At 67.7% G+C, this 21,216-nt stretch carries 19 protein-coding genes; 10 read left to right on the top strand and 9 right to left on the bottom strand.

Annotation, left to right across the window (positions count from 1 at the left end):
* The first annotated feature begins 3 nt into the window (after positions 1-3).
* Genes ACWGE0_RS28205 through cobF form a run of 3 tightly spaced genes read left to right on the top strand, consistent with a single transcriptional unit; the run spans position 4 to position 3,153 of the window.
* Positions 4-1,224 carry a phenylacetate--CoA ligase family protein gene (locus ACWGE0_RS28205; protein ID WP_452263909.1) on the top strand — a complete coding sequence of 407 codons (1,221 nt, stop codon included), beginning with the start codon at positions 4-6 and terminating at the stop codon, positions 1,222-1,224.
* Positions 1,218-2,384: an MFS transporter gene (locus ACWGE0_RS28200; protein WP_452263908.1), complete on the top strand. Its 1,167-nt coding sequence runs from the start codon at positions 1,218-1,220 to the stop codon at positions 2,382-2,384. Before ACWGE0_RS28205 ends, ACWGE0_RS28200 begins: the two co-directional genes overlap by 7 nt.
* A gap of 10 nt (positions 2,385-2,394) precedes the next feature.
* A complete protein-coding gene (gene cobF, locus ACWGE0_RS28195) occupies positions 2,395-3,153 on the top strand; it encodes a precorrin-6A synthase (deacetylating) (RefSeq protein ID WP_452263907.1) in 759 nt (252 codons plus the stop codon).
* Here the strand turns inward: cobF and ACWGE0_RS28190 are convergent.
* Positions 3,107-3,418 (bottom strand): hypothetical protein, encoded by a 312-nt coding sequence (locus ACWGE0_RS28190; RefSeq protein WP_452263906.1) that lies wholly within the window; start codon positions 3,416-3,418, stop codon positions 3,107-3,109. The genes cobF and ACWGE0_RS28190 overlap by 47 nt on opposite strands.
* Positions 3,419-3,483: 65 nt before the next feature.
* Positions 3,484-4,011, bottom strand: a complete 528-nt coding sequence (locus tag ACWGE0_RS28185; RefSeq protein WP_452263905.1) for a TetR family transcriptional regulator — start codon at positions 4,009-4,011, stop codon at positions 3,484-3,486.
* A gap of 133 nt (positions 4,012-4,144) precedes the next feature.
* On the opposite strand from ACWGE0_RS28185, the gene ACWGE0_RS28180 reads away from it, so the two are divergent.
* From ACWGE0_RS28180 to ACWGE0_RS28170, 3 genes are all read left to right on the top strand, one after another.
* Positions 4,145-4,966, top strand: coding sequence for an oxidoreductase (locus ACWGE0_RS28180; protein ID WP_452263904.1), 822 nt, complete (start codon positions 4,145-4,147; stop codon positions 4,964-4,966).
* A 38-nt stretch (positions 4,967-5,004) separates the two neighbouring features.
* Complete coding sequence (locus ACWGE0_RS28175) at positions 5,005-5,895, top strand: helix-turn-helix transcriptional regulator (protein ID WP_452263903.1); 891 nt, start codon at positions 5,005-5,007, stop codon at positions 5,893-5,895.
* 177 nt (positions 5,896-6,072) lie between these two features.
* Positions 6,073-7,845, top strand: coding sequence for an alpha/beta hydrolase (locus ACWGE0_RS28170; RefSeq protein WP_452263902.1), 1,773 nt, complete (start codon positions 6,073-6,075; stop codon positions 7,843-7,845).
* An 81-nt stretch (positions 7,846-7,926) separates the two neighbouring features.
* On the opposite strand, the gene ACWGE0_RS28165 is transcribed toward ACWGE0_RS28170, so the two are convergent.
* Positions 7,927-8,622: a PP2C family protein-serine/threonine phosphatase gene (locus ACWGE0_RS28165; protein WP_452263901.1), complete on the bottom strand. Its 696-nt coding sequence runs from the start codon at positions 8,620-8,622 to the stop codon at positions 7,927-7,929.
* A gap of 52 nt (positions 8,623-8,674) precedes the next feature.
* Between ACWGE0_RS28165 and ACWGE0_RS28160 the strand changes: the two genes are divergently transcribed.
* Entirely contained in the window at positions 8,675-10,057 is a 1,383-nt protein-coding gene (locus ACWGE0_RS28160; RefSeq protein ID WP_452263900.1) for an HsdM family class I SAM-dependent methyltransferase, read from the top strand.
* A 418-nt stretch (positions 10,058-10,475) separates the two neighbouring features.
* Positions 10,476-11,426: a serine/threonine-protein kinase gene (locus ACWGE0_RS28155; RefSeq protein ID WP_452263899.1), complete on the top strand. Its 951-nt coding sequence runs from the start codon at positions 10,476-10,478 to the stop codon at positions 11,424-11,426.
* Here ACWGE0_RS28155 and ACWGE0_RS28150 read toward each other — a convergent pair.
* On the bottom strand, positions 11,332-12,192 hold the full coding sequence (locus ACWGE0_RS28150; RefSeq protein ID WP_452263898.1) for a DNA-3-methyladenine glycosylase family protein: 861 nt from the start codon (positions 12,190-12,192) through the stop codon (positions 11,332-11,334). The two genes, ACWGE0_RS28155 and ACWGE0_RS28150, sit on opposite strands and share 95 nt — an antisense overlap.
* Before the next feature lie 141 nt (positions 12,193-12,333).
* Positions 12,334-13,056, bottom strand: a complete 723-nt coding sequence (locus ACWGE0_RS28145) for a response regulator (RefSeq protein ID WP_452263897.1) — start codon at positions 13,054-13,056, stop codon at positions 12,334-12,336.
* 204 nt (positions 13,057-13,260) lie between these two features.
* Here ACWGE0_RS28145 and ACWGE0_RS28140 point away from each other — a divergent pair, with 204 nt between their 5' ends.
* Complete coding sequence (locus ACWGE0_RS28140; protein ID WP_452263896.1) at positions 13,261-15,669, top strand: ATP-binding protein; 2,409 nt, start codon at positions 13,261-13,263, stop codon at positions 15,667-15,669.
* On the opposite strand, the gene ACWGE0_RS28135 is transcribed toward ACWGE0_RS28140, so the two are convergent.
* On the bottom strand, positions 15,659-16,330 hold the full coding sequence (locus tag ACWGE0_RS28135) for an HAD family hydrolase (protein WP_452263895.1): 672 nt from the start codon (positions 16,328-16,330) through the stop codon (positions 15,659-15,661). The genes ACWGE0_RS28140 and ACWGE0_RS28135 overlap by 11 nt on opposite strands.
* Positions 16,327-16,941, bottom strand: coding sequence for a 3,4-dihydroxy-2-butanone-4-phosphate synthase (gene ribB / locus ACWGE0_RS28130; protein ID WP_452263894.1), 615 nt, complete (start codon positions 16,939-16,941; stop codon positions 16,327-16,329). The genes ACWGE0_RS28135 and ribB overlap by 4 nt, the downstream gene beginning before the upstream one ends.
* Positions 16,942-17,275: 334 nt before the next feature.
* Between ribB and ACWGE0_RS28125 the strand changes: the two genes are divergently transcribed.
* Entirely contained in the window at positions 17,276-18,889 is a 1,614-nt protein-coding gene (locus ACWGE0_RS28125) for a glycosyl hydrolase family 18 protein (RefSeq protein WP_452263893.1), read from the top strand.
* Between the two features lie 52 nt (positions 18,890-18,941).
* On the opposite strand, the gene ACWGE0_RS28120 is transcribed toward ACWGE0_RS28125, so the two are convergent.
* Together ACWGE0_RS28120 and ACWGE0_RS28115 are read right to left on the bottom strand one after the other, a co-directional pair.
* Positions 18,942-20,033 carry a serine hydrolase domain-containing protein gene (locus tag ACWGE0_RS28120; protein WP_452263892.1) on the bottom strand — a complete coding sequence of 364 codons (1,092 nt, stop codon included), beginning with the start codon at positions 20,031-20,033 and terminating at the stop codon, positions 18,942-18,944.
* 81 nt (positions 20,034-20,114) lie between these two features.
* On the bottom strand, positions 20,115-21,206 hold the full coding sequence (locus ACWGE0_RS28115) for a serine hydrolase domain-containing protein (RefSeq protein ID WP_452263891.1): 1,092 nt from the start codon (positions 21,204-21,206) through the stop codon (positions 20,115-20,117).
* Positions 21,207-21,216 lie beyond the last annotated feature (10 nt).

The raw sequence follows: 21,216 nt of genomic DNA, 5'->3' as shown, positions 1-21,216 counted from the left end.
ACCGTGTCCGTGCTCGACCTCGTTTGCTATGCCCGCACGCACTCCCCGTTCTACAAGGAGCTGTACGACGACATCGACTCGTCGGCGCCGCTGGCCGACCTGCCGGTGATCGACCAGGCCGCGTTCTGGGCCGCGAACACCATCCGCGACAACAAGGTGCTGACCCGTGCCCACACCGACGGACTGATCTTCAAGACCGGCGGCACCACCAAGGCTCCGCGCGTTTCCTTCTACACCAACGAGGAATGGGACGCGATGTGCCGCACGTATGCGGACACCCTGCCCGCGGCGGGACTGCGGCACGGCGACCGGATCGCGAACCTGTTCGCGGCCGGTGAGCTGTACTCCAGCTTCATCTTCGCGCTGAACTCGTTGCAGCGGTCGCCGATCGACCTGGTGCAGCTGCCGATCACCGGCAGCGCGCCCGTCGAGTTCACGCTGACGACGATGCAGGACTTCGACGCGACCGTCGTGGCGGGTTTCCCGACGACGTTGTGCCGCCTGGCTTCTCACGTGGTTGGTGAGGTCGGTTCGCTGCCGTTGGTTCGGCTGATCCTGTTCAGCGGCGAGGCTCTCTACGACGACCAGCGCGCGTTGTTGTCGGAAGCGTTCCCTCAAGCCGAGTTCCGGTCGTTCGTCTACGGCAGCGTGGACGGCGGGATCATCGGGACCGCGGTGCTCGGGTCCGACGACCCGCGGGTGTTCCGCTCCTTTGTGGACAGCTCTGTGCTAGAGATCGTCGACGTCGAGACCGGCGAGCTGATCACCGCACCGGGCCGGCCGGGCAGGCTGTTGCAGACGGATCTGACCCGGCGGTTGCAGCCGATGATCCGCTACCCCGTCGGCGACCTGGCCGAATGGGTCGACGTCGAGGACGGCATCTTCCGGCTGCTCGGACGGGCGGACGAGGGCGCGCGGGTCGGACCCGTCACGTTGCACCTCGACCACCTGCGGGCGGCTGTCGATCGCGCTGGTGTGGTGCACAACGGCGTGCAGATCGTGATCCGGCGGGTGGACGCGCGGGACCAGCTGGTGCTGCGGATCGCTGCTGAGCCCCAGGACTTCGACGCTGTCCGGGACGAGGTGTACGTGATCAGCCCGCGCTTCGAACTGCAGGTCGGGCGCGGAACCGTGGCACCGCTGGCCGTGGAGTGGGTGCCGGCGCTGGAGGTCAATCCCCGCAGCGGGAAGACCGTGCGGCTGATCGACGAACGACCGTGCTGACCCGCGACTTCCGGCTGGTGTGGCTCGGCCAGGTGCTGAGCCAGGGCGGCACGCGGCTGTACCAGATCGCGTTGCTGTGGTGGCTGCTCGAGCAGATGCCGGCGTCGTCGCGCGGGCTCGCGGCCGGGGCGTTCCTGGTGGTCGGCGTGCTGCCGTCGTTGACGCTCGTCGGCTACATCGGGCGGGTCATCTCGCGGGTGCCGGCGCGGACCGTGCTGCTGCGGGCCGAGGCGGTGGCGTTCCTCGCGGTGTCGTCGTTGGTGCTGCTGGGCGACCCTCCGGTGTGGAGTGTCTACGTCGTCGGGCTGGTGCTGGCGACCTGCCAGGCGTTCTTCGACCCGACGCTGATGAAGGCGTTGCCGGAGCTGGTTTCTCCCGCCGACGTGCCGCGGGCGGTCAGCTACGGATCGTCGACGCAGCCCGTCGCGAACTTCGCCGGAGCCGCGTTCGGCGCCGTGTTGCTGGCTTCCGTCGGGTTCTCCGGCGCGGTCGTGGTCAACGCGCTGACGTACCTGATCTCGGTGTTCTGCCTGCTGCTGGCCCGGTTCGAGTCCGTTCCCGGTGTTCCTGGCGAGCGCGGCACGTGGGCGTTCCTCGGCACGTTGCCCGGGGTGAAGCCGGTGATGCTGGTGTTCGCCGGCGTCAACTTCTTCTCGACTCCGACCGTGCTGGTGCTGCCGCTGTACACGAAGTCCGTGCTGGGTGCGGGCGCCGGATCGTTGGCGCTGCTGGAATCGGCGGTGTGGTTCGGGCTGATCGCGGGTGCCTTGCTGGCGCCGCGCATTCCGGTTCGTGGCTCGATCACGTCGTTCGGCGCTGTTTGCGTGGCGTTGTTCGGGGTGTTCCTCGCGGTGCCGGGTGTCGTGGTGTCGCTGCCGGTCTACGTGGTGGCGCTGGTGTTGAGCGGGTTCTGCCTCGGGGTGTGCAACGTCAAGTTCATGACGTTGTTCCAGCAGATCGTGCCTCCCGCGGCGAAGGGACGGTTCTTCGCCGCGTTGACGGCGGTGCTGAGCTTCACGTTCCCGGTGGCGTTCCTCAGCTTCGGTGTCTTCGGCGATCTGCTGGGCGCGCAGGTGCTCGTGGTGGTGCAGGGTGTGGGCTTGCTCGCTCTCGGCGCTGTGCTGTCGCGCGTGAAGGAGCCTGTTCCAGCGCTCGGTTAGGGTGTGGCCCGTGCGAAAGATCCTGGTCATCGGTATCGGCGCGGGCAACCCCGACCACCTGACGGTGCAGGCCGTCAAGGCGTTGCAGACGGTCGACGTGTTCTTCGTGCTGGACAAGGGTTCGGTGAAGCAGGAGCTCGTCGACCTGCGCTCGTCGATCCTGGAAGCGCACGTGACGCGGCCGTACCGATGGGTCGAGGGCCGGGACCCGGACCGCGACCGGAACCCGTCCGACTACGTGGCGACGATCGACGCCTGGCGCCGGGCCCGCGCGGACGTGTGTCTCTCGCTGCTCTCCTCGCTCGGTGAGGACGAGGTCGGGGCGTTCCTGGTGTGGGGCGATCCGTCCCTGTACGACTCGACGCTGGCGATCCTCGACGACCTGCTGGCGCGCGGCTCGGAGTTCTCGGTGGAGGTCATCCCTGGCGTGACGTCGGTGGCGGCGTTGACGGCCGGGCACCGGGTGTCGTTGAACCAGGTCGGCAAGCCCGTGCAGATCACGACCGGGCGGCGGCTGGCGGCCGGGTGGCCCTCCGACGTGGACGACGTGGCCGTGATGCTGGACGCCAAGTACTCGTTCGAGGGCGTGGACCCGGACACGTGGATCTACTGGGGTGCGTATTTGGGCATGCCGGACGAGATCCTGATCTCCGGCCGCGTCGGTGACGTGGCCGCGGAGATCCGTTCGGTGCGTGAGGAAGCCCGTGCGCGCAAGGGCTGGATCATGGACACCTACTTGCTGCGCAGGGCTTCTCCCGCCTCGTCGTAGAGGAACGGCAGGGTACGGTCAGGACCGACGCGGCCAGCTCGGTATCCGGCAGGTCCGGGATCCGCTCGCCTTCCGGCACGATCGCTTCGACGCGGAGGTTGGCGTCGAGCAGCGCGGAGGCCTTGCCGATGCCGTACAGGCCGGCGATCTGGCCGTCGTCGACGATGACGGTGACGCCGGGCAGTGGTTCGCGTGGTTCGTCGACGATCCAGACGAGGCCCAGCCTTTCGGCTGTTTCTCGCAGGTGTTCGTCGAGTTCATCCACAAAGGACACGACGATCCGTTGCCCGGCTTTCTCGCTGAACCAGTGGTTTCGTTCCGCGGCCGACGTTACTCGGCGATCAGGCGCCGGACCGCGCGTTCGACGAGATCCCTGGTCGCGTTCGGGGTGCTGAAAGCCAGTATCGACGTGTGCACGACCAGGTCCAGCAGGTCCGAGGCGTTGAACGCGGCGGAGACCTTGCCTTCCATCTGCGCCTGCGCGATGGCCGCGACCTTGTGCTGGTAGGCCTCGGCCTCCGGCGCCGGAACGCTGTCGAAGCCGTTCTCCAGGCGGTGGTAGGCCGCGAGCCGCAGCAGTTGCGGCCTCTCGACGTAGGAGTCGAACAGCCGGCCCGCGTAGCCGGGCAGGTCCTCCGGCGTGATCGGCACCGACTTGATCATGCGGTCTATCTGGATCCTCAGCAGCTCCTCGAACAGCCCATCCTTGCTGACGAAGTAGGCGTAGATCATCGCTTTGTTGCAGCCCGCCTTCGCGGCGATCCGATCGACCCGCGCGCCGGCGATCCCGTACTCGGCGAACTCGTCGAGGGCCGCTTCCAGCAGCTTGGCCTTGGTCGCTTCCTTGTCCCTCACCACGCCTCCCATTCTAACCAACCGGTTGGTAGAAGCAACCAACTAGTTGGTTGACAGACCGGCGCCGGCGTGGTTGCCTGGTTTTAGCAACCAAACAGTTAGTTGGTCCAGCCAACCGGTTAGTCGGGAGAGCGTCATGAAGGTCGCACTGGTCACGGGAGCCTCGTCGGGGATCGGCGAGTCCACGGCGGATGAGCTGCACAAAGCCGGATACACCGTGTACGCGGCGGCGCGCCGGGTGCAGCGGATGGAGGGGCTCGCGGCGAAGGGCGTCCGGGTGCTGGAGATGGACGTGACGGACGACGAGTCGATGGTCGCGGGCGTCAAGCAGATCATCGCCGAGACCGGCCGGATCGACCTTCTGGTGAACAACGCCGGCTACGGGTCGTACGGGGCGTTCGAGGACGTGCCGCTGGCTGAGGGCAAGTACCAGTTCGAGGTGAACGTGTTCGGGCTGGCCCGGCTCGTGCAGCTGGTCGTGCCGCACATGAGGAAGCAGAAGAGCGGACGGATCGTGAACGTGTCGTCGATCGGCGGCAAGATCTACGAGCCCCTCGGCGGCTGGTACCACTCGACGAAGTTCGCGGTCGAGGGCCTGAGCGACTCGTTGCGGCTCGAGCTGAAGCCGTTCGGGATCGACGTGATCGTGATCCAGCCGGGCGCGATCAAGACCGAATGGGGCGGGATCGCGGTCGACAACCTGCGCAAAACGTCCGGTGAGGGCGCGTACAAGGAGCAGGTCCGGCAGCTGTCCGCGTTCTTCGGCCAGGCCGACCGCGGCTCGGAACCGAAGGTCATCGCGGACGTGATCGTGAAGGCGGCCCAGGCCCGGCGGCCGAAGACCCGGTACGCGGCGGGGTTCGGCGCGGGCCCGATCCTGTTCGCCCGCAGGGTGTTGACCGACCGCGGATTCGACGCGCTGTTCCTCGGGGCCATGCGCCGCGCAGGGCGTGTCTGAGCAGGTACCTTCGGTTCAGAACCACCGAGGGGAGTCGTGTGCACGAGGGGCTGTCGCAGGAAGCCGAAAAGCTGTACCTGGCGATGTTGCAAGGCGCGCAGAGCGAGCCCGGCGCGGCGCACGAAGAGCTTGAACGACTAGGCCTGGTCCGCAACCACGACGTGCGCCCGCCGCGTTCGGCGCTGGCCGCGATCGCGTCGAGCCACGAGGCCGCGGCCGCCAGGGCCAGGGAGACCGCGGAGGTCCTGGCCGCCGCCTACGCCGTGCACGGCGCGAAAGAGGTCGACTTCGTCGAGGTCCTCAAGGACGCGGACGAAGTGATCAGCGCGTTCGAGGAGATGCAGAGCCAGGCCAAGACGGAGATCCGGGCGCTCGATCCCGGTTCGTACCTGAGTCCGCAGCCGGAGGCGAGTCCTGCCCAGCCTCCGGCGCTGGCTCGCGGCGTCGGCTACCGGGTCGTCTACGAGTCGTCGTTGCTCCAGACCGAACTGGGGTTCGCGTCGGTGCAGGAGAGCATCGCGGTGGGCGAGCAGGCGCGGACGTTCCCCGGCGTGCCGCTCAAGCTCGTGATCGCCGACTCGGACCGGGCGTTGATCGCGGTGCCGACGGTCACCGGTGGGAACGTCGTGGCACTGCTCATTCACCCGTCCGTGCTACTGAGTGCGTTGATCGAGTTGTTCGAGGCGTTCTGGCGGATGGCCGTGTCGATCACCCCTGGCGGTCAGGAGGACACCCAGGAGGAGCCGACGACGGCCACCCGCAGGCTGATGGCGCTGCTCAGCGCCGGTCTGACGGACGAGTCGATCGCGCGCGAGCTCGGTGTCAGCGAACGGACCGTGCACCGCCGGGTGAGCCGGCTGCAGCAGTTGCTGGGCGCGCAGACCCGGTTTCAGCTCGGCGTCCAGGCGTCACGGCGCGGATGGCTCTGATCACACGTAGTAACGAAGATGAGGAGTGTTCATCACTCTGTGAACATCATTCGTGACAGTTTCCAGACATGGCGACTTTCTGCCATCACCCAGGAGTGTTAAACGAGGGCTTTTCCCTTTCTCCTCTGTTGCAAGCGCGGCCTCATTCGGTCGTGCGGGGGCAGGAAGGGATCCACCGTGAGGAAGTACTTCAGAGGCGGCATCGCCGCGGTGACAGGGGTGTTGGCCGCCACGAGCATCGTGCTCACGCCGGCGGCCGGCGCGGCGCCTCAGCAGGACCCGGACACGGCGAAGCTGGCGGGCGCGCTGGCCACCCAGTCCGTGAAGTGGGAAGAGTGCACGTTCCCCGGCGTGGCCGAGGAAACCGTCAAGAAGTTCAAGACCGTCAAGGGTCTGGCCTGCGCGACCATCCAGGTCCCGCGCGACTGGCACAACCCGGCCGACGGCAACACGATCGGCATCCGGGTCTCCAAGACCGAGACCGCGTACAAGGGCACCAGCCGTCAGGGCATCGCGCTGGTCAACCCCGGTGGCCCGGGCGGCTCCGGCCTGCCGTGGGGCGCGGCGATGGCCCTGCGCACCCCGGTTCTCGCCGGCCAGTACGACTTCATCGGCTTCGACCCGCGCGGTGTCGGCCTCTCCACGCCGCTGACGTGCAGCTACACCGTGCCGAACAGCACGGACATCAACGTGCTGAACAAGGCGAAGGTCCAGGGCTGCCTGGAGAACCCGCTGACGAAGTTCATCACCACCGAGCAGACCACGTACGACATGGACTTCATCCGCGTCCTGCTGGGCGAGAAGAAGACCTCGTACATCGGCTACTCCTACGGCACCTGGCTCGGCACGTGGTACGGCGCCACGTTCCCGAGCAAGGTCCACCGCATGCTGCTCGACTCGGCCGTCGACGCCTCGCAGTCGACCCTCGAGAACACCTGGGACCTGCAGCCACGCACCCGCGACCGCCAGTTCCAGGAGGCGCTGCTGCCGTACATGGCGCGCAACGACGCCACGTACGCCCAGGGCACCGACCCGATGGAGATCCGCCGCAAGTGGGAGAAGGCCGGCGGCACCCGTGAGTTCATCGGCCAGCTGTTCGTCGCGTGGTTCGTGATCCCGGCCATGTACGACACCACCCAGTACCCGACGGCCGCGTCCGCGGTGGCCGCGGTGATCGGTGACTCGGCTCCGGCTTCCTCGGACTCCGAGAAGGTCGAGGCACTCGTCTCGAAGATGCTTGCCACGCCTGGCCTTTCCGCCGAGAACAAGGCGTTCATCGCCAAGGGCAAGAGCAACGCGCTCGCCGCGATCGCCAAGAAGGAGCGCGTCGCGGTGAAGGCCACGACCGCCGCCGCCGAGGTCGAGAGCTGGGACGCGACGTTCGAGGCGATCCGCTGCCAGGACGGTCAGTGGAACCAGAACCTGCACTACTGGAACTACTGGCTGGCCGACCTGACCGTGAACGCGCCGTTCATCGCGCCGTTCATGAGCACCCCGCTGTGCGCCTACTGGCCGACCAAGAACTCGATGCCGAAGCCGGACAAGAAGACGTTCCCGCGCCTGCTGGTCGCGCAGTCCGAGCTCGACGCCGCCACCGCCTACGAGGGCGGACTGGCCACGGCCAAGGCGCTGCCGAACGCGAAGCTGATCAGCGTTGACAACGAGGGCTCGCACGGCCTGTTCCCGTACAACACGGACTGCGTCGACGACCCGATCGTCTTCTACTTCCAGACCGGTGCGACCCCGCGCAAGCAGTTCACCGGCTGCCAGGCGCTCCCGCTGCCGGGCGAGGACAAGACGTTCGACGTCGGCGGCAAGCTGACCAACGGCAAGGTGAAGATCAAGATGATCACGCCTGCCGTCAAGGAGGCCAACAAGATCGTCAAGGACCTGCTCAGCGGTTCCTCGACGGGGGCGGCCGACGAGTCGGGCATGCCGGCCAACCTGTAACACCCTTTATAGCTGCGGCCCCCGGCGCGTCCCGCCGGGGGCCGTTTCCATTTGCTCGACGGCTTGGTTCAGCGCTCTTGTTCAGCGCTGCCACCACTTCTTCTTGGCCACGTCGATGATCACGCAGGTGATGTTGTCCGGGCCGCCGTTGCCGTTCGCGAGCGCGATCAGCTGCCAGGCCGCCTCGGTTCCGTCCTCTGTGGACAGCAGAATCTCGTGGACGTCTTCGAGGTGCGCGTAGTCCGTCAGGCCGTCGCTGCAGAGCAGGTAGCGGTCCTCGATCTTGGCCTGGTGCCACGACAGGTCCGGCTCGTGCGAGTTGCCGGACTGCAGGGCGCGCAGCACGTACGCGCGGCGCGGGTGGTTCGCGGCCTCCTCCGGCGTCATCCGGCCGGCGTCGACGAGAGCCTGGACCATGGTGTGGTCGTGGGAGATCTGGCGGAGTTCGCCCTCCCTGAGCACGTACGCGCGGGAGTCGCCGATGTGCGCGAGCTGGAACTCGAGGCCCTCCCAGCGCATCGCGGTGAGCGTGGTGCCGGCGCCCTGCGGGGCCTCGGCGTCGAGCCTGCGCGCGATCTCGGCCACCGCGGGGCCAAGATCGCCCTGCCACCCCGCGAGCACGTCCACCGCGAGCGCACTGGCGACTTCACCGTGCTCGTGGCCGCCCATGCCGTCCGCCACGGCCTGCAAGTCCGCGCGGATGTAGACCGAGTCCTCGTTGTGCTCACGAACGAGCCCAGGATCGGTCGCCACGGCGATGCGCAGCTCGTGTGTCATGTCTCCAGTAGATCAGTTGTGAAGTCACTTCACAAGCAATACGGTTACGCCCATGGATGAGACGGTCAACGCCGGCGACATAGCGCGCCTAGCCGACGTGGGGCGGGCGGCCGTGTCGAACTGGCGGCGGCGGTTCGAGGACTTCCCGTCACCGGTGGGCGGAACGGCCTCCAGTCCGTTGTACCTGCTGCGCGACGTCGAGGCATGGCTACGACGCAACGGCAAGCCGTTCCGCGTCTCCCCGGCCGAACGCCTGTGGACCCAGCTACGCACCGTCGACGACCTACGACTGGGCAACGCGTTGGCCTCAGTCGACACAGACGCCGTCACGTTCGAGTTCCTGCACGAGCGTTACCTCGAAGCACACTCACGGCTGTTGAACCCCACTCCACCCGAAGTCATCGACATCGTCCTGGCCACCACCGACGGCGACACCGTGATCGACCCGGCGTGCGGCACCGGCTCCCTCCTGAAGGCCTCCGCCGCCCGCCACAAAATCGGCCAGGAACTGGACCCCGTCTCAGCCGTGATCGCCCGCCGCCGCCTGCCCGCGGCCCAGATCATCACCGGCGACTCGTTGCGCCACAACGGCATCGTCCACCAGGCCGACGCCGTGATCTGCGACCCGCCCTGGCACGACCGCACCTGGGGCCACGAGGACCTGATCGGCGACGCCCGCTGGACCTACGGCCTCCCCCCACGTGGCGAACCAGAACTGGCCTGGGTGCAACACTGCCTCTCCCTCGCCAAACCAGGCGGCCTGGCAGCCGTACTACTCCCCTCAGCCGCCGCCTCCCGCCGCCCAGGCAAACGAATCCGCGGCAACCTCCTCCGCGCCGGCGCCCTCCGCGCCGTCATGACCGTCCAGCCAGGCCGCGACCTCTGGCTGCTGCGCAACCCGATCGGCCGCGCCCCCGAACACATCGCCCTGCTGGAAAACCCCGGCCCGATCGAACCGAACACACGCGTGATCGACCTCCTCGACGACGACGTAGACCTGAGCCCAGCCCGCCACACCGGCACCGACGCCTCCGCTTACCTGGCCGCCCAACCAACCTTCGCCCTACCGCCTTTGCCCGCCCTCCATGCACAGTCCGGCCTGCCGATGACCACCATCGGCGAACTGATCCGCACCGCCCCCGGCAATCACGCGGTCACCTCCCCCACCGGCGCCACCTACGAGATCAACCCGCGCAAACTGGACCCGGACTTCCTGGAAGGCGTCCTGCGCGCGGCGTTCGCCCGCACCCCGACCGGCTCAACGAGGCTGGACGTCCGCCGAACCCAGGTGCCCTCACTCCCCCTCGACGCACAACGCCGCTATGGCCAAGCATTCGCGCAGCTCAAAGCCCTGGAAGCGGGCCTGGAAGACGCCGCCACCCTAGTCCGTTTGGGGTATGGTGGACTCCTGAGCGGCCAGATCGGCCCGGCGTGAGCGGGACAGATTCACCCGATCGGGATGTCCTGAAACGCCGTTACCAATCCCTCGCAAACGAGGAAGCGCGCGGGGCCGGCGAACGAACACCGACGGCCACGCACCAGCCAACGGCGGCTGGGCATCGGGCAGGGCTGGTCGGACGCCGGCCAACGAAGACCGGACGCCAGGAAACTGCCACGGGCCAGACAGTGGCGACTGGGCAGCCGGCAGCAGCCGAGCGCCAGACAGCGGAGACCGGGCGCCAGGCAACGGGGTCGCGGCACCCAGCAGCAGCGACCGAGGGTCAGGCGATGAGGACCGGGTGTCTGGCACCAGCGGCCGGATCCCAGGCAGCGGAGACCGGGCACCCAGCAGCAGCGGCCGCGGGTCAGGCGACGAGGGCTGGGCGGCGGGCAGTGGCGGTTAGGCTTCGCGGGTGCTGATCGCCGACCGCTACGAGATCGACGACCTGCCGTTGGGGCGGGGTGGCATGGGTGCCGTCCACAAGGGCCGGGACCTGCGGCTGGATCGACGGGTCGCGGTCAAGCTCCTGCGGCTGCCCGGCAGCGACGAGGAGGTGCAGCACCGGTTCGCGCGCGAGGCGAGGATCGTGGCCCGGCTGGAGCATCCCGGGGTGCCGGTGCTGTACGACTTCGGGACGTATGACCAGCGGCTGTTCCAGGTCATGCAGTTCGTGGACGGCGTTACGGTCGCGGATCTGGTGGGTGAGTTCGGGCCGCTGCCGGAGGCTTGGGCGGCGACCATTGCCGCGCAGACCGCCGCGGTGCTCGCGGCGGCTCATGAGCACGGTATTTGTCACCGGGATCTCAAGCCCACCAACCTGATGCTGGGGCCGGACGGTGCGGTGAAGGTGCTGGACTTCGGGCTCGCGTTGCTCAAGGAGAGCGACATTGCGCCGTTCAGTCGTGCCGGGCAGATTCTGGGCACGCCGTCGTACATGGCGCCCGAGCAGATTCAGCGTGGGATTGCCGAGCCGCGCAGCGACCTGTATGCGCTGGGGTGTGTGTTGCACGAGATGTTGACCGGGGAGCAGTTGTTCACCGGGCCGACGGCGTATGCGGTGTTCGACAAGCATGTCAAGGAGGCGCCGCGCAGGGTGCCGGGGGTGCTTGACCCGGTGGTGCAGCGGTTGCTGGCCAAGGATCCTGGTGATCGTCCCGCTACGGCGGTGGATGTTTTTGGGGATTTGCAAGGGTTTGCGCAGGATCTGCCGCCGTTGCCCGGGTTTGTGCGGGACGGGTCGGCGGCGGCGATGTACGCGAGTGTGCAGTTCACGCCGGGATTCGGTTCACCTCGTGATCGCCCGTCGCCCACAGGTGTTGCACCGCATAGGCCCGCCACGGTCGCCACGCCTCCGAGCGTCTGACCAGAGCTGCGGGCGTCACCGGCAAACCCAGGGCTTCGGCGGCCAAACGGATTCCCAGGTCGGTTGGCAGGAACGCGTCCGGATCGCCCAGGGCGCGCATCAGAATCGATTCCACCGTCCACGGGCCGAAGCCGGGCAGCGTTGTCAGCCACGACCGGGCGGCAGCGCGATCGGCTGTGGGCGAGAGGTCCAAACCGGACTGAAGAGCGGCCAGAAGAGCGGCCATCGTGCGCCGGCGAGACTCGGGCATGGCCAGGTCCGCCGGATCGAAGTCCAAGGGAAAGAGGAACAGGTCGCCGACCGGAGTGCCGTAACGCGACACGAGACGGGCGGCGTGGGTGCGGGCGGCTTTGGTTGAGACCTGTTGGCCCAGCACGGCTCGGATGGCGAACTCCGCGCCGTCCACCGTGCGCGGCACACGGCGGCCGGGTGCGGCGGAGACCAGTGGGGCCAGCACTGGATCCGCGGACAGTGCTCCATCTATTGCGGATGGATCTGCGTCGAGGTCGAGCAGGAATCGGCAAAGGTCTAGAGCACTAGCCAGATCGCGAGGATCGGACAGCTCCACAGTGCACGCGACGTAGGAGGCGTGCGGCTGCAAAGACGCGATCCCGCAACCGAAAGAGAGTCGGAGAGTGCGCCGGTAGACGCCTTCCCGCCACTCCTCCACGCCGGGAACGGCGGTGGCGATGAGGTGACCGAACAGGTTGTCGGGGCAAAGAGGTGCTTGAAAGGGCAAGCGTTCCGAGAACTTGTGCAGCCGCATGCCGCCAAGCATGACGTCGTTCCAACCGAGACGCTGGCGGGAAAAGGACATCACTCTGGACGGAGCCAACCGGGTGACCTGCTTCGCGGCGCGAAAATTCGTGGCTAGTCTGGCCTTTGCGCCGTTGCAGCAGTACTCGGTTCAGCAGGGAAGGGCGGCGTCGCGTGCGATGAGAGCGGCTTGGACGCGGTTGTCGCACCTCAATTTGGTCAGCAGTCGGCTGACGTGGGCCTTGATCGCCCCTTCCGAGAGGTACATGAGCCTTGCGATGCGTGCGTTCGCCATGCCCTGCGCCAGGTACACGAGCACTTCCTGCTCCCGCCGAGTGAGCAGGCCGATGCGTCCGCGTGCGGCGTCACGGCGTTCCGAGTCGGCGCCGGTGAAGTGGTCGACCAGCGCGCGGGTCGCGGACGGCGACAGGACCGCCTCGCCGGCGGCCACCACGCGGACGGCGTTCACCAGGGCGTCGGGTTCGCCGTTCTTGAACAGGAATCCTGCCGCGCCGGCGCGCAGAGCGGGGAACAGCATCTCCTCGGTCTGCGGGGTGCACAGCATGATCACCTGCGTTCCCGGCACGTGCCTGCGCACCATGCGCACCGCTGCGAGGCCTTCCATGCCGGGCATCGCGGCGTCCATCAGCAGCACCTGTGGACGGTGGCGCCTGGCCAGCTCGACGGCGCCGCCGCCGTCGCCGGCCTCGCCGACCACCACGACGTTGCCGGAACGTTCCAGCACGCCGCGGACTCCGGTGCGGATCAGCACCTCGTCGTCAGCGATGCCAACGGTGATCGTGCGCGGCTTGTCCACCAGTTGCAGACCTCCGCTCGCCCACGAGTATTCGGACGAGCTCGTCGTCAACGTCATACGGACTCCCTGTCAGACCGGACCAGCCGCCAGTTTGTTCCCGAACGAGGATCTCGGGAAGGCAGGCATAACGAGCACAGTGCGAACCGTCTCGCACGCAAAGACGTGTAACGGGTTGCACACGGCAGGTCAGCACGCACGACCTGCGCACATGCCGGACCGAGACAGGGACGCCCTGCCGTTACGGCTGGAGGAGAGAGACTCATGACCAGCACCGGACGTTGCGCCCTGTGCGACGGCACGCTGCCTCCCGCCACCTCCGAGCAGCGCAGGTCCTACTGCTCCAACGCATGCCGCCAACGGGCCTATCGCCGCCGTGCCACCGTTCCGGCGCCAACGCCCGTGACCAGGCAGAACTCGCGCGTGCTCGCGAACCTGCCCGCAGCGCGCGACACGTTCATCGGACGCCAGCAAGAGCTGTCGAAGCTCGACCAGCTGATGCGCAGGCACCGTCTCGTTACGCTCCTGGGCAGTGCGGGTGCAGGGAAGACCCGGCTCGCGCTGGAGGCCGCGGGACGGTTGCGACGTGGGCGAACGGACCGGGTTCTCCTCGTCGAACTCGGCGAGGTCACCTGCCCTCAGGACGTGTTGCCTGCCGTCGCACACGCGCTCGGTGTCGTCGCACAGTCCGACGAACCGTTACGCGACACAGTCGTAGAAACGCTCGTGAACATGAAAGTGGTCGTAGTCCTCGACAACTGCGAACACCTTCTCGACACGTGCGCCGAACTCGCGGACATGCTGCTGAACCGCTGTCCCGGCGTGCGGGTGCTCGCGACGTCACGCGAAGCCCTGTGGATCACGGGCGAGGTCAGCTTTCACGTAGAAGGCCTGCCGGTGCCGTCAACGGACCGAGACCTCGTCACCACTGCTGCGCCGCGCTCTGAGGCCGTGAAGTTGTTCGTGGACCGGGCGCGTGAACGCAAGCCCGACTTCCGGCTCACCACGGAGAACACGGCGGCGGTCGCGTTGTTGTGCGCACGGCTGGAGGGCATGCCGCTCGCGATCGAACTGGCGGCGCGCTGGGTGCAGTTGTTGCCGGTCATCGACATCTGCGACCGGATGGACGAACCACTCGAACTGCTGACGCTGGGTTGCCGGAAGTCGCCCGCACGCCAGCGTTCTCTGCGTGAGGCCATCGACTGGAGCTACCAGTTGCTCGCGCCGGACGAGCAGTTCGCGTTGCGGCGGCTGTCCGTGTTCGACGGCGGCTTCGACCTGGCCGCGGCCACCGAGGTCTGCTCGTCGGAACGTTCCGCGGAACCGGTGCTGGACGTGCTGTCCCGGCTGCAGGCCAAGTCGCTGCTGACGGCGATCCCTGGCACGACACGGTTCCGGCAGCTGGAATCGGTTCGGTTGCACGCACGGGAGAAGCTGCTCGCAGCCGGCGAGCTGGACATCGCCTACGAGGCGCTGGCCCGCTGGTTCACGGACCTGTCGGACGTGCTGATCACCGCGCCTATGTCGGTGCCCGCGGAGGTGCAGGACAAGCTCGACAACCACGTCGACAGCCTGCTCGGCACGGTCGAGTGGGCGGCGGACCGCGGCGACGAACGCTTGCTGCTGCTGACTTCCGCGCTCGCCGACTGCGCGGCCCGGCGCGGACGGCTCGGCCAGGCGCGGGTGATGCTGCGGGACGCGCTGCGGCGACCGTCCACTCGGGACGATTACCGGTGCGTCGCGCTGAACCACGCCGCCCGGTTCGCCGCTGAGCAAGGAGATCACGACGAGGCGATCGAACTGTCCGGCGAGGCCTCGCGGTTGGTGCGCGAGCTAGGCCAACCGGCCCTGGTGATGAGTTGCCGCAGCACGTTGGCGGCGGTGCAGCAGTCTTCCGGCGAGTGGGAAGCGTCGGACGAGAACAACACCGAGTGCCTGCGGGTTGCCGAGTTGTTGGGCGAACCCCTCGCGCGTGCGACGTGCTTGGTGGATTTGGCACGCACGGCACTATCGCTGGGCAAGCACGAACGCGCCGAGAAGGCTGTCATGAAGGCGTTGCCGATCTCGCGCGCGTCGGGCGTTCCCGCGCGCATTGCCTCTGCACTGAACACACGCGGCGTCGTGGCGTTGGTGCAGGGCGACCTCGACGAGGCGACGCACGCATTCCAGGAAGCGTTGCGGATGGACGGCATCAATCCGTTGAGCGCGCCTGATGCTCTGGAAGGTTTGGCTGTTGCTGCGTTGATGCGCGGTCAGGCTGAGCGCGCGCTACGGCTAGAAGCGACCGGACGGGCGTTGCGCAGGTCAGTTGGTGTGGTGCCGGATCCGTTCTGGGCGGAGAAGGTGGCCGGCGCAATGCGCACTGCACGGCTGATGCTGTCTGTCGCGTGCGCGGAGGCTGCCTCCACGCCGTTGACCGCCGCGGAGACCGAGGCGTTCATTCAGGACGAGGTGTGGCTGGATCGCACGGAGGCGGCGCACGACTCGTTGGACGACCACGAACGACGGGTGATCGCGCTGCTCGCCACGGGTCTCACGAACCAGCAGATCGCGAACAGGCTCAACGTGTCCGTGCGGACCGTGGCCTCCCGGCTGCAGCGGCTGCGGGACAAGCTGGGGCTGCAGAGCCGGGAGGACATCGCGGCCTGGGGTGCGGAACGCGCTATCGGCTGAGCGCGTAAACGTTTACCCACAGTTGACAGATTTCCTTGGCCGCCACCTGGGCGGTGGACGCCTGATGCGCCGCCAGCTTCAGCACCTCGGCATCGCGGGCCGTGGTGGCGTTGGGAATCGCGAGCACGGTCATCCCGGCCGCGTGCGCCGAGCGGATGCCGGACGCGGAGTCCTCGACCGCGAGGCAGTGCACGGGATCCAGGCCCAGCTTGCGCGCGGCGAGCAGGTACGGATCGGGCGCGGGCTTGCCGTTGGTGACGTCGTCGCCCGTCACGATCGCCTGCACGTGCCGCATGAGCCCGGACGCCGACGCGGCCGCCCGCACGTAACGCCGCGGCGAGGCCGACACCAGCCCGACGGGCCCGAGTTCGGCCGCGAGGGCAACGAGTTCCGCGGCACCCGGCAGCATCCCGAACGCACCGCGCGTGATCGCGTCGACCATCCCGTCGACACATTCGGACACCGCACGCTCCGGCGTGAGGCCCTCGCAACGTTCGGCGAGGTACGCGCCCCAGGTGGACGTGCCCTGGATCGCCGCCCAGTCCGCACGGGTCCAGACGTGGTCGTGCCGCGCCGCGACAGCGCGGATCACCTGGTTCCACGTCGCGGCACTGTCGACGAGCGTGTCGTCGAGGTCGAAAACCGTCGCAAGCAGCGTCACCGCGCCACCGCCCTCTCCGGCACGAACGCCGCGACCTGCTCGATGGACACCAGCTTCAGCCAGTGCTGGTCGGCGAACACCCTGAGCTGCGGCAGCCGTGCGACGCTGCCGTCGTCGTTGCACACCTCGCTGATCACCGCGACCGGCTCGAGGCCGCACAACCTCATCAGTTCGACCGCGGCTTCGGTGTGCCCGCGCCGTTCGGCGAGGCCGCCTGCCCTGGCGCGCAACGGAAACACGTGCCCAGGCCGGCGCACGCTGAGCGGGGTGCTCGCGGGGTCGGAGAGGATCCGGAGGGTGTGGGCGCGGTCAGCGGCGGAGATGCCGGACTCGATGCCCTGGGCGGCGTCGATCGAGACCGTGTAGGCCGTACCTTCGGGGTCTTCGTTGTCCTGGATCATCAACGGCAGGCGCATCCGATCGGCGACCTCCGGGGCCAGCGGTGCGCAGATCAGGCCACTCGTGTGCCGCACGTAGAACGCCAGCGCGTGCTGGGTGGCGTGTTCGGCGGCCATGATCAGATCGCCCTCGTTCTCCCGGTCCTCGTCGTCGACGACGATCACCGGGCGGCCCGCGCGGAGGTCGGCGAGAGCCGCCTGGACCGAGTCCAAGCTGGGAGTTTGGTCGCGTCGTACCTGTTCAGGGACGGTGAAGTTCACTCCGCAATCGTCACGGCGCGCGGGGTGGCGTTGCTCGGCGGACCGGTCAGTTTGACCCGAACGTGTGGAGAACCGCTTTGGCCTGGAACGAGGTTCGGCCGAGAGTCCTCTTTGCGCAGTCGTCTCCCGGACCGCGAATGGTTAACCAAATAGACGAAGAACAGACAGCGAGCGTCCTGGAACCGTTTTCGGACTGCTCCATTCGAGTGACGGCAGAGGTCTAGACCTTGACCGGGAAGTGGTCTAAACCACATCGTTCCGGTACCCCCTGCGACTGAGGAGACCGATGTCCAAGTTCCGATGGCATCTAGCTGCTCTCTTCGCGGCCGTCGCCGCGTTGGTCCTCGGAATCGTCGTGGTGCCCGCTGCTAGCGGCGCCGGCGGCGTTTCCGCCACGTTCTCCAAGGGTTCGGACTGGGGAACGGGCTTCGAGGGCAAGTACACGATCAAGAACGACAGCTCGGCGGCCCTGACGTCGTGGACTGTCGAGTTCACCCTGCCGGCCAACCACCGCGTGACCTCGCTGTGGGAAGGCTCGTACACGACGAGCGGTCAGACCGTCACGGTCAAGAACACCTGGAACGGCAACATCGGTGTCGGCGGGTCGGTGAGCTTCGGCTTCAACGGCGCTTACACCGGTGCGTTCGGCGCGCCGACGAACTGCAAGATCAACGGTGGCTCGTGTGACGCCGGCGGGACCAACCCGACGACCACCACCACGACGTCCACCACTACGACTACTACGACCACCACCACGACCACGACTGGCCCGCCGCCGCCTCCCGGCAAGATCAACCTGGGCTACTTCGCGGAGTGGGGTGTCTACCCGGCGCGCAACTACCAGGTGAAGAACATCGACACCTCGGGTTCCGCCAGCAAGCTCACGCACATCAACTACGCGTTCGGCAACGTGTCGAACGGGCAGTGCACCATCGGTGAGTCCTACCCCGCCCTCGAGAAGGCGATGACGGCGGCGGAGAGCGTGGACGGCGTCGCCGACACGTGGGACCAGCCGGTGCGCGGCAACTTCAACCAGTTGCTCAAGCTGAAGAAGAAGTACCCGGAACTCAAGATTCTCTACTCGTTCGGTGGCTGGACCTGGTCCGGTGGCTTCGGCCAGGCCGCCGCGAACCCGACCGCGTTCGCCGAGTCCTGCTACAAGCTGCTCGAGGACCCGCGCTGGGCGAACCTGTTCGACGGCATCGACATCGACTGGGAGTACCCGAACGCGTGTGGTCTGTCGTGTGACACCAGCGGTCCGGCGGCGTACAAGAACCTGATGCAGGCGCTGCGTGCCCGCTTCGGTTCGAACTACCTCGTCACCTCGGCGATCACCGCTGACGGTTCGGCCGGTGGCAAGATCGACGCGGCCGACTACGGTCCCGCGGCGCAGTACCTCGACTGGTACAACGTCATGACGTACGACTACTTCGGTGCCTGGGCGGCGCAGGGTCCGACGGCCCCGCACTCCCCGCTCACCTCGTACTCGGGCATCCCGACCGCGGGCTTCAACTCCGAGGCCGCGATCTCCAAGCTGCGCTCGAAGGGCGTTCCCGCGTCCAAGCTGCTGCTCGGCATCGGCTTCTACGGCCGCGGCTGGACGGGCGTGACGCAGGCGGCACCTGGTGGCACGGCCACTGGTCCGGCTCCGGGCACGCACGAGGCGGGCATCGAGGACTACAAGGTTCTGAAGACCAAGTGCCCCGCAACGGGCACCGTCGCCGGCACGGCCTACGCGTTCTGCAACGGCCAGTGGTGGAGCTACGACACCCCGCAGACCATCGCCAGCAAGATCTCCTGGGCACGTGGCCAGGGCCTCGGCGGTGCGTTCTTCTGGGAGCTCACCGGTGACACCGCGAACGGTGAACTGATCACAGCGATGAAGAACGCGCTCGGCTAGTTCTTCACAACGCCGGGAGGGGAGCTGGGTCAACCCAGCTCCCCTTTTGCGTTCAGCAGAAAACCTCGGTGAGGAGCTTGTTGAAGGCGTCACCGGGGTTGCCTTCGACCGGCGCGCTGGTGGCGTTGAGCTCGAAGCGCTTCTTGCTGTCCGGCGTGGTCAGCACCTGCGACGAGTAGCCGGGGATGCCGCCGCCGTGGCCCCACACCTTGGTGCCGCACGGCAGGGTCTCGACCTGCAGGCCGAGGCCGTACTGCGGGCTGACGGGCGTGGTCTTGCTGATTTCCTGCTGCTGCGCGGGCTTGAGCAGCTTGCCGTCGGCCAGGGCGGTGGCGAACGTGTCCAGGTCGCGGGTCGTCGAGATCATCTCACCGGCGGCCCAGGCGACCGACGGGTTGATGCGGGTGATGTCCGACGGCTTGCCGCCCACGGTCCAGTAGCCATGCGCATGCGGGCCCTTGATGTTGACGTTGTCGCCGGGTACCTCGGTGTCGTTGAGGCGCAACGGCTTCAGGATCCGCTGCTCGACGGCCTTCGCGTACGGCCTGCCGGTCAGCTTCTCGACGAGCAGGCCGGCGACGACGTAGTTGGTGTTGGAGTAGCTCCACTTCGTGCCGGGGTCGAAGTCCAGCGGCTTGCTCGTGGACAGCGCGAGAAGCTCCTGCGGCGACCAGTGCTTGTAGCGGATCTTCTCGAACTCGTCGGGGCTGAGCGGCAGTGCGTCGGTGTAGTTGTAGAGGCCGCTGGTGTGCTGCAGGACCTGGCGGACGGTGATGCGGCCGTCGATCAGGCCGGGCAGGTAGCGGACGACCGGGGCGTCCAGGTCGACCTTGCCCTCGCCCGCGAGTTGCAGCATCACGGTCGACACGAACGTCTTGGTGATGCTGCCGACGCGGAATCTGCCGTCGAGCGGCACCGGCTGGTTGCTGTTCAGGTCGGCCTTGCCGGAACGGGCGGTGAAACGCTGCCGCCCGTCGGTGACCCTGGCCTGCACGCCGAGCGCTCCCCCGCTTTGCGTGATCTGGTCCAACGCCTGCTGGATGACCTTGCGGTCGACGCTCGACGTGTCCGCCGTCGCGACGCCCGCGGTGGTCAGGGCCAGCAGGCTGGCTGCGGTGACTGTGGCTACCAATCGAATCCCCATGTCTCACACCTTGTCGAGGCACGGGGCCGGCCGCATCCACCTTGAGTCGTACGAAGGCCCTAGGGGTTGCCCTTGCTCCGATCAGCAGAAGATCTCGTTGAGCAGCCCGAAGTAGCCAGGGGTTGGATCACCCGTGCCGACGCCCGCGGAGGCGGACAGCTCGGCGCGGCGTTCGAGGTCCGGGCTGAAGAACGCGTAGCTGCCGAAGCCGGGGACGCTGCCGGTGTGGCCGATGATCGTGGTGCCGCACGGGGCCTTCTGGATGAACAGGCCGAGGCCGTACTCCGGGCTGACCGGCGTGGTCTTCATCAGTTCGGCCTGCTGGGCTGGCTCGAGGAGCTTGCCGCTGAGCAGCGCCGCGTAGAAGGTGTCGAGGTCCTTGGTGGTCGTGACGATGTCGCCCACGGCCCAGAACACCGACGGGTTCCAGCGGGTGGTGTCGGTCGGCTGACCGTTCACGATGCCGTACGAGTGGGCGTGCGGCCCGTGGATGTTCGGGTTGTCGCCGGGCAGCGTGGTGTCGTTGAGGTGCAACGGCTTCAGGACGCGCTGCTGAACCGCGCGCTCGTAGGGCTGCCTGGTGATCTTCTCGATCAACTGGCCGAGGATGACGAACCCGGTGTTGTTGTACTCCCACCTGGTGCCGGGCTCGAACTGGAGCGGCCTGCCCGTCGAGATCGCGATCAGCTCGGACGGCGGCCACTGCTTGAACCTGATCGGTTCGAACTCCTGCGGGCTGAACCCGATGGCGTTCGTGTAGTTGTAGAGGCCGCTGGTGTGCTGCAACAACTGCCGGACGGTGATGCGGCCGTCGACCAGGCCGGGCAGATAACGGACGACCGGCGCGTCCAGCTCGACCTTCCCCTCGCCGGCGAGCTGGAGCACGACCGTCGCGGTGAAGGACTTGGTGATGCTGCCCGCGCGGAACCTGCCGTTCAACGGAACCGGGCGGGTGCCGCCCAGTTCCGCGGTGCCGGACCGGGCGGTGAAGCTGTCGCGGCCTTCCGTGACGCGGACCTGCGCGCCCTGGGCCGCGGTGCCGGTGATCTGGTCGAGTGCCCGCTGGACGACCTCGCGGTCGATCTTGCGGTCGGTCTGCTGGTCGTCGGCGACCGCGGTGCCGCTGAACAGCAGGCTGAAGGCGGCAACAGTTGCCAGTAAGCGTGTCCCCATGACGTCCAAG

The sequence above is a fragment of the Lentzea sp. NPDC054927 genome, assembly GCF_053610285.1.
The sequence above is the reverse complement of the archived record's forward strand: the minus strand, read 5'-3'. Positions and strand labels throughout refer to the sequence as shown.

Bases quoted from the DNA above. Each gene is read 5' to 3' on its own strand.
- ACWGE0_RS28180 (WP_452263904.1), top strand. From the start codon at position 4,145: ATGAAGGTCGCACTGGTCACGGGAGCCTCGTCGGGGATCGGCGAGTCC.
- ACWGE0_RS28165 (WP_452263901.1), bottom strand. From the start codon at position 8,622: ATGACACACGAGCTGCGCATCGCCGTGGCGACCGATCCTGGGCTCGTT.
- ACWGE0_RS28160 (WP_452263900.1), top strand. From the start codon at position 8,675: ATGGATGAGACGGTCAACGCCGGCGACATAGCGCGCCTAGCCGACGTG.
- ACWGE0_RS28150 (WP_452263898.1), bottom strand. From the start codon at position 12,192: ATGCGGCTGCACAAGTTCTCGGAACGCTTGCCCTTTCAAGCACCTCTT.
- ACWGE0_RS28145 (WP_452263897.1), bottom strand. From the start codon at position 13,056: ATGACGTTGACGACGAGCTCGTCCGAATACTCGTGGGCGAGCGGAGGT.
- ACWGE0_RS28140 (WP_452263896.1), top strand. From the start codon at position 13,261: ATGACCAGCACCGGACGTTGCGCCCTGTGCGACGGCACGCTGCCTCCC.
- ACWGE0_RS28125 (WP_452263893.1), top strand. From the start codon at position 17,276: ATGTCCAAGTTCCGATGGCATCTAGCTGCTCTCTTCGCGGCCGTCGCC.
- ACWGE0_RS28120 (WP_452263892.1), bottom strand. From the start codon at position 20,033: ATGGGGATTCGATTGGTAGCCACAGTCACCGCAGCCAGCCTGCTGGCC.
- ACWGE0_RS28115 (WP_452263891.1), bottom strand. From the start codon at position 21,206: ATGGGGACACGCTTACTGGCAACTGTTGCCGCCTTCAGCCTGCTGTTC.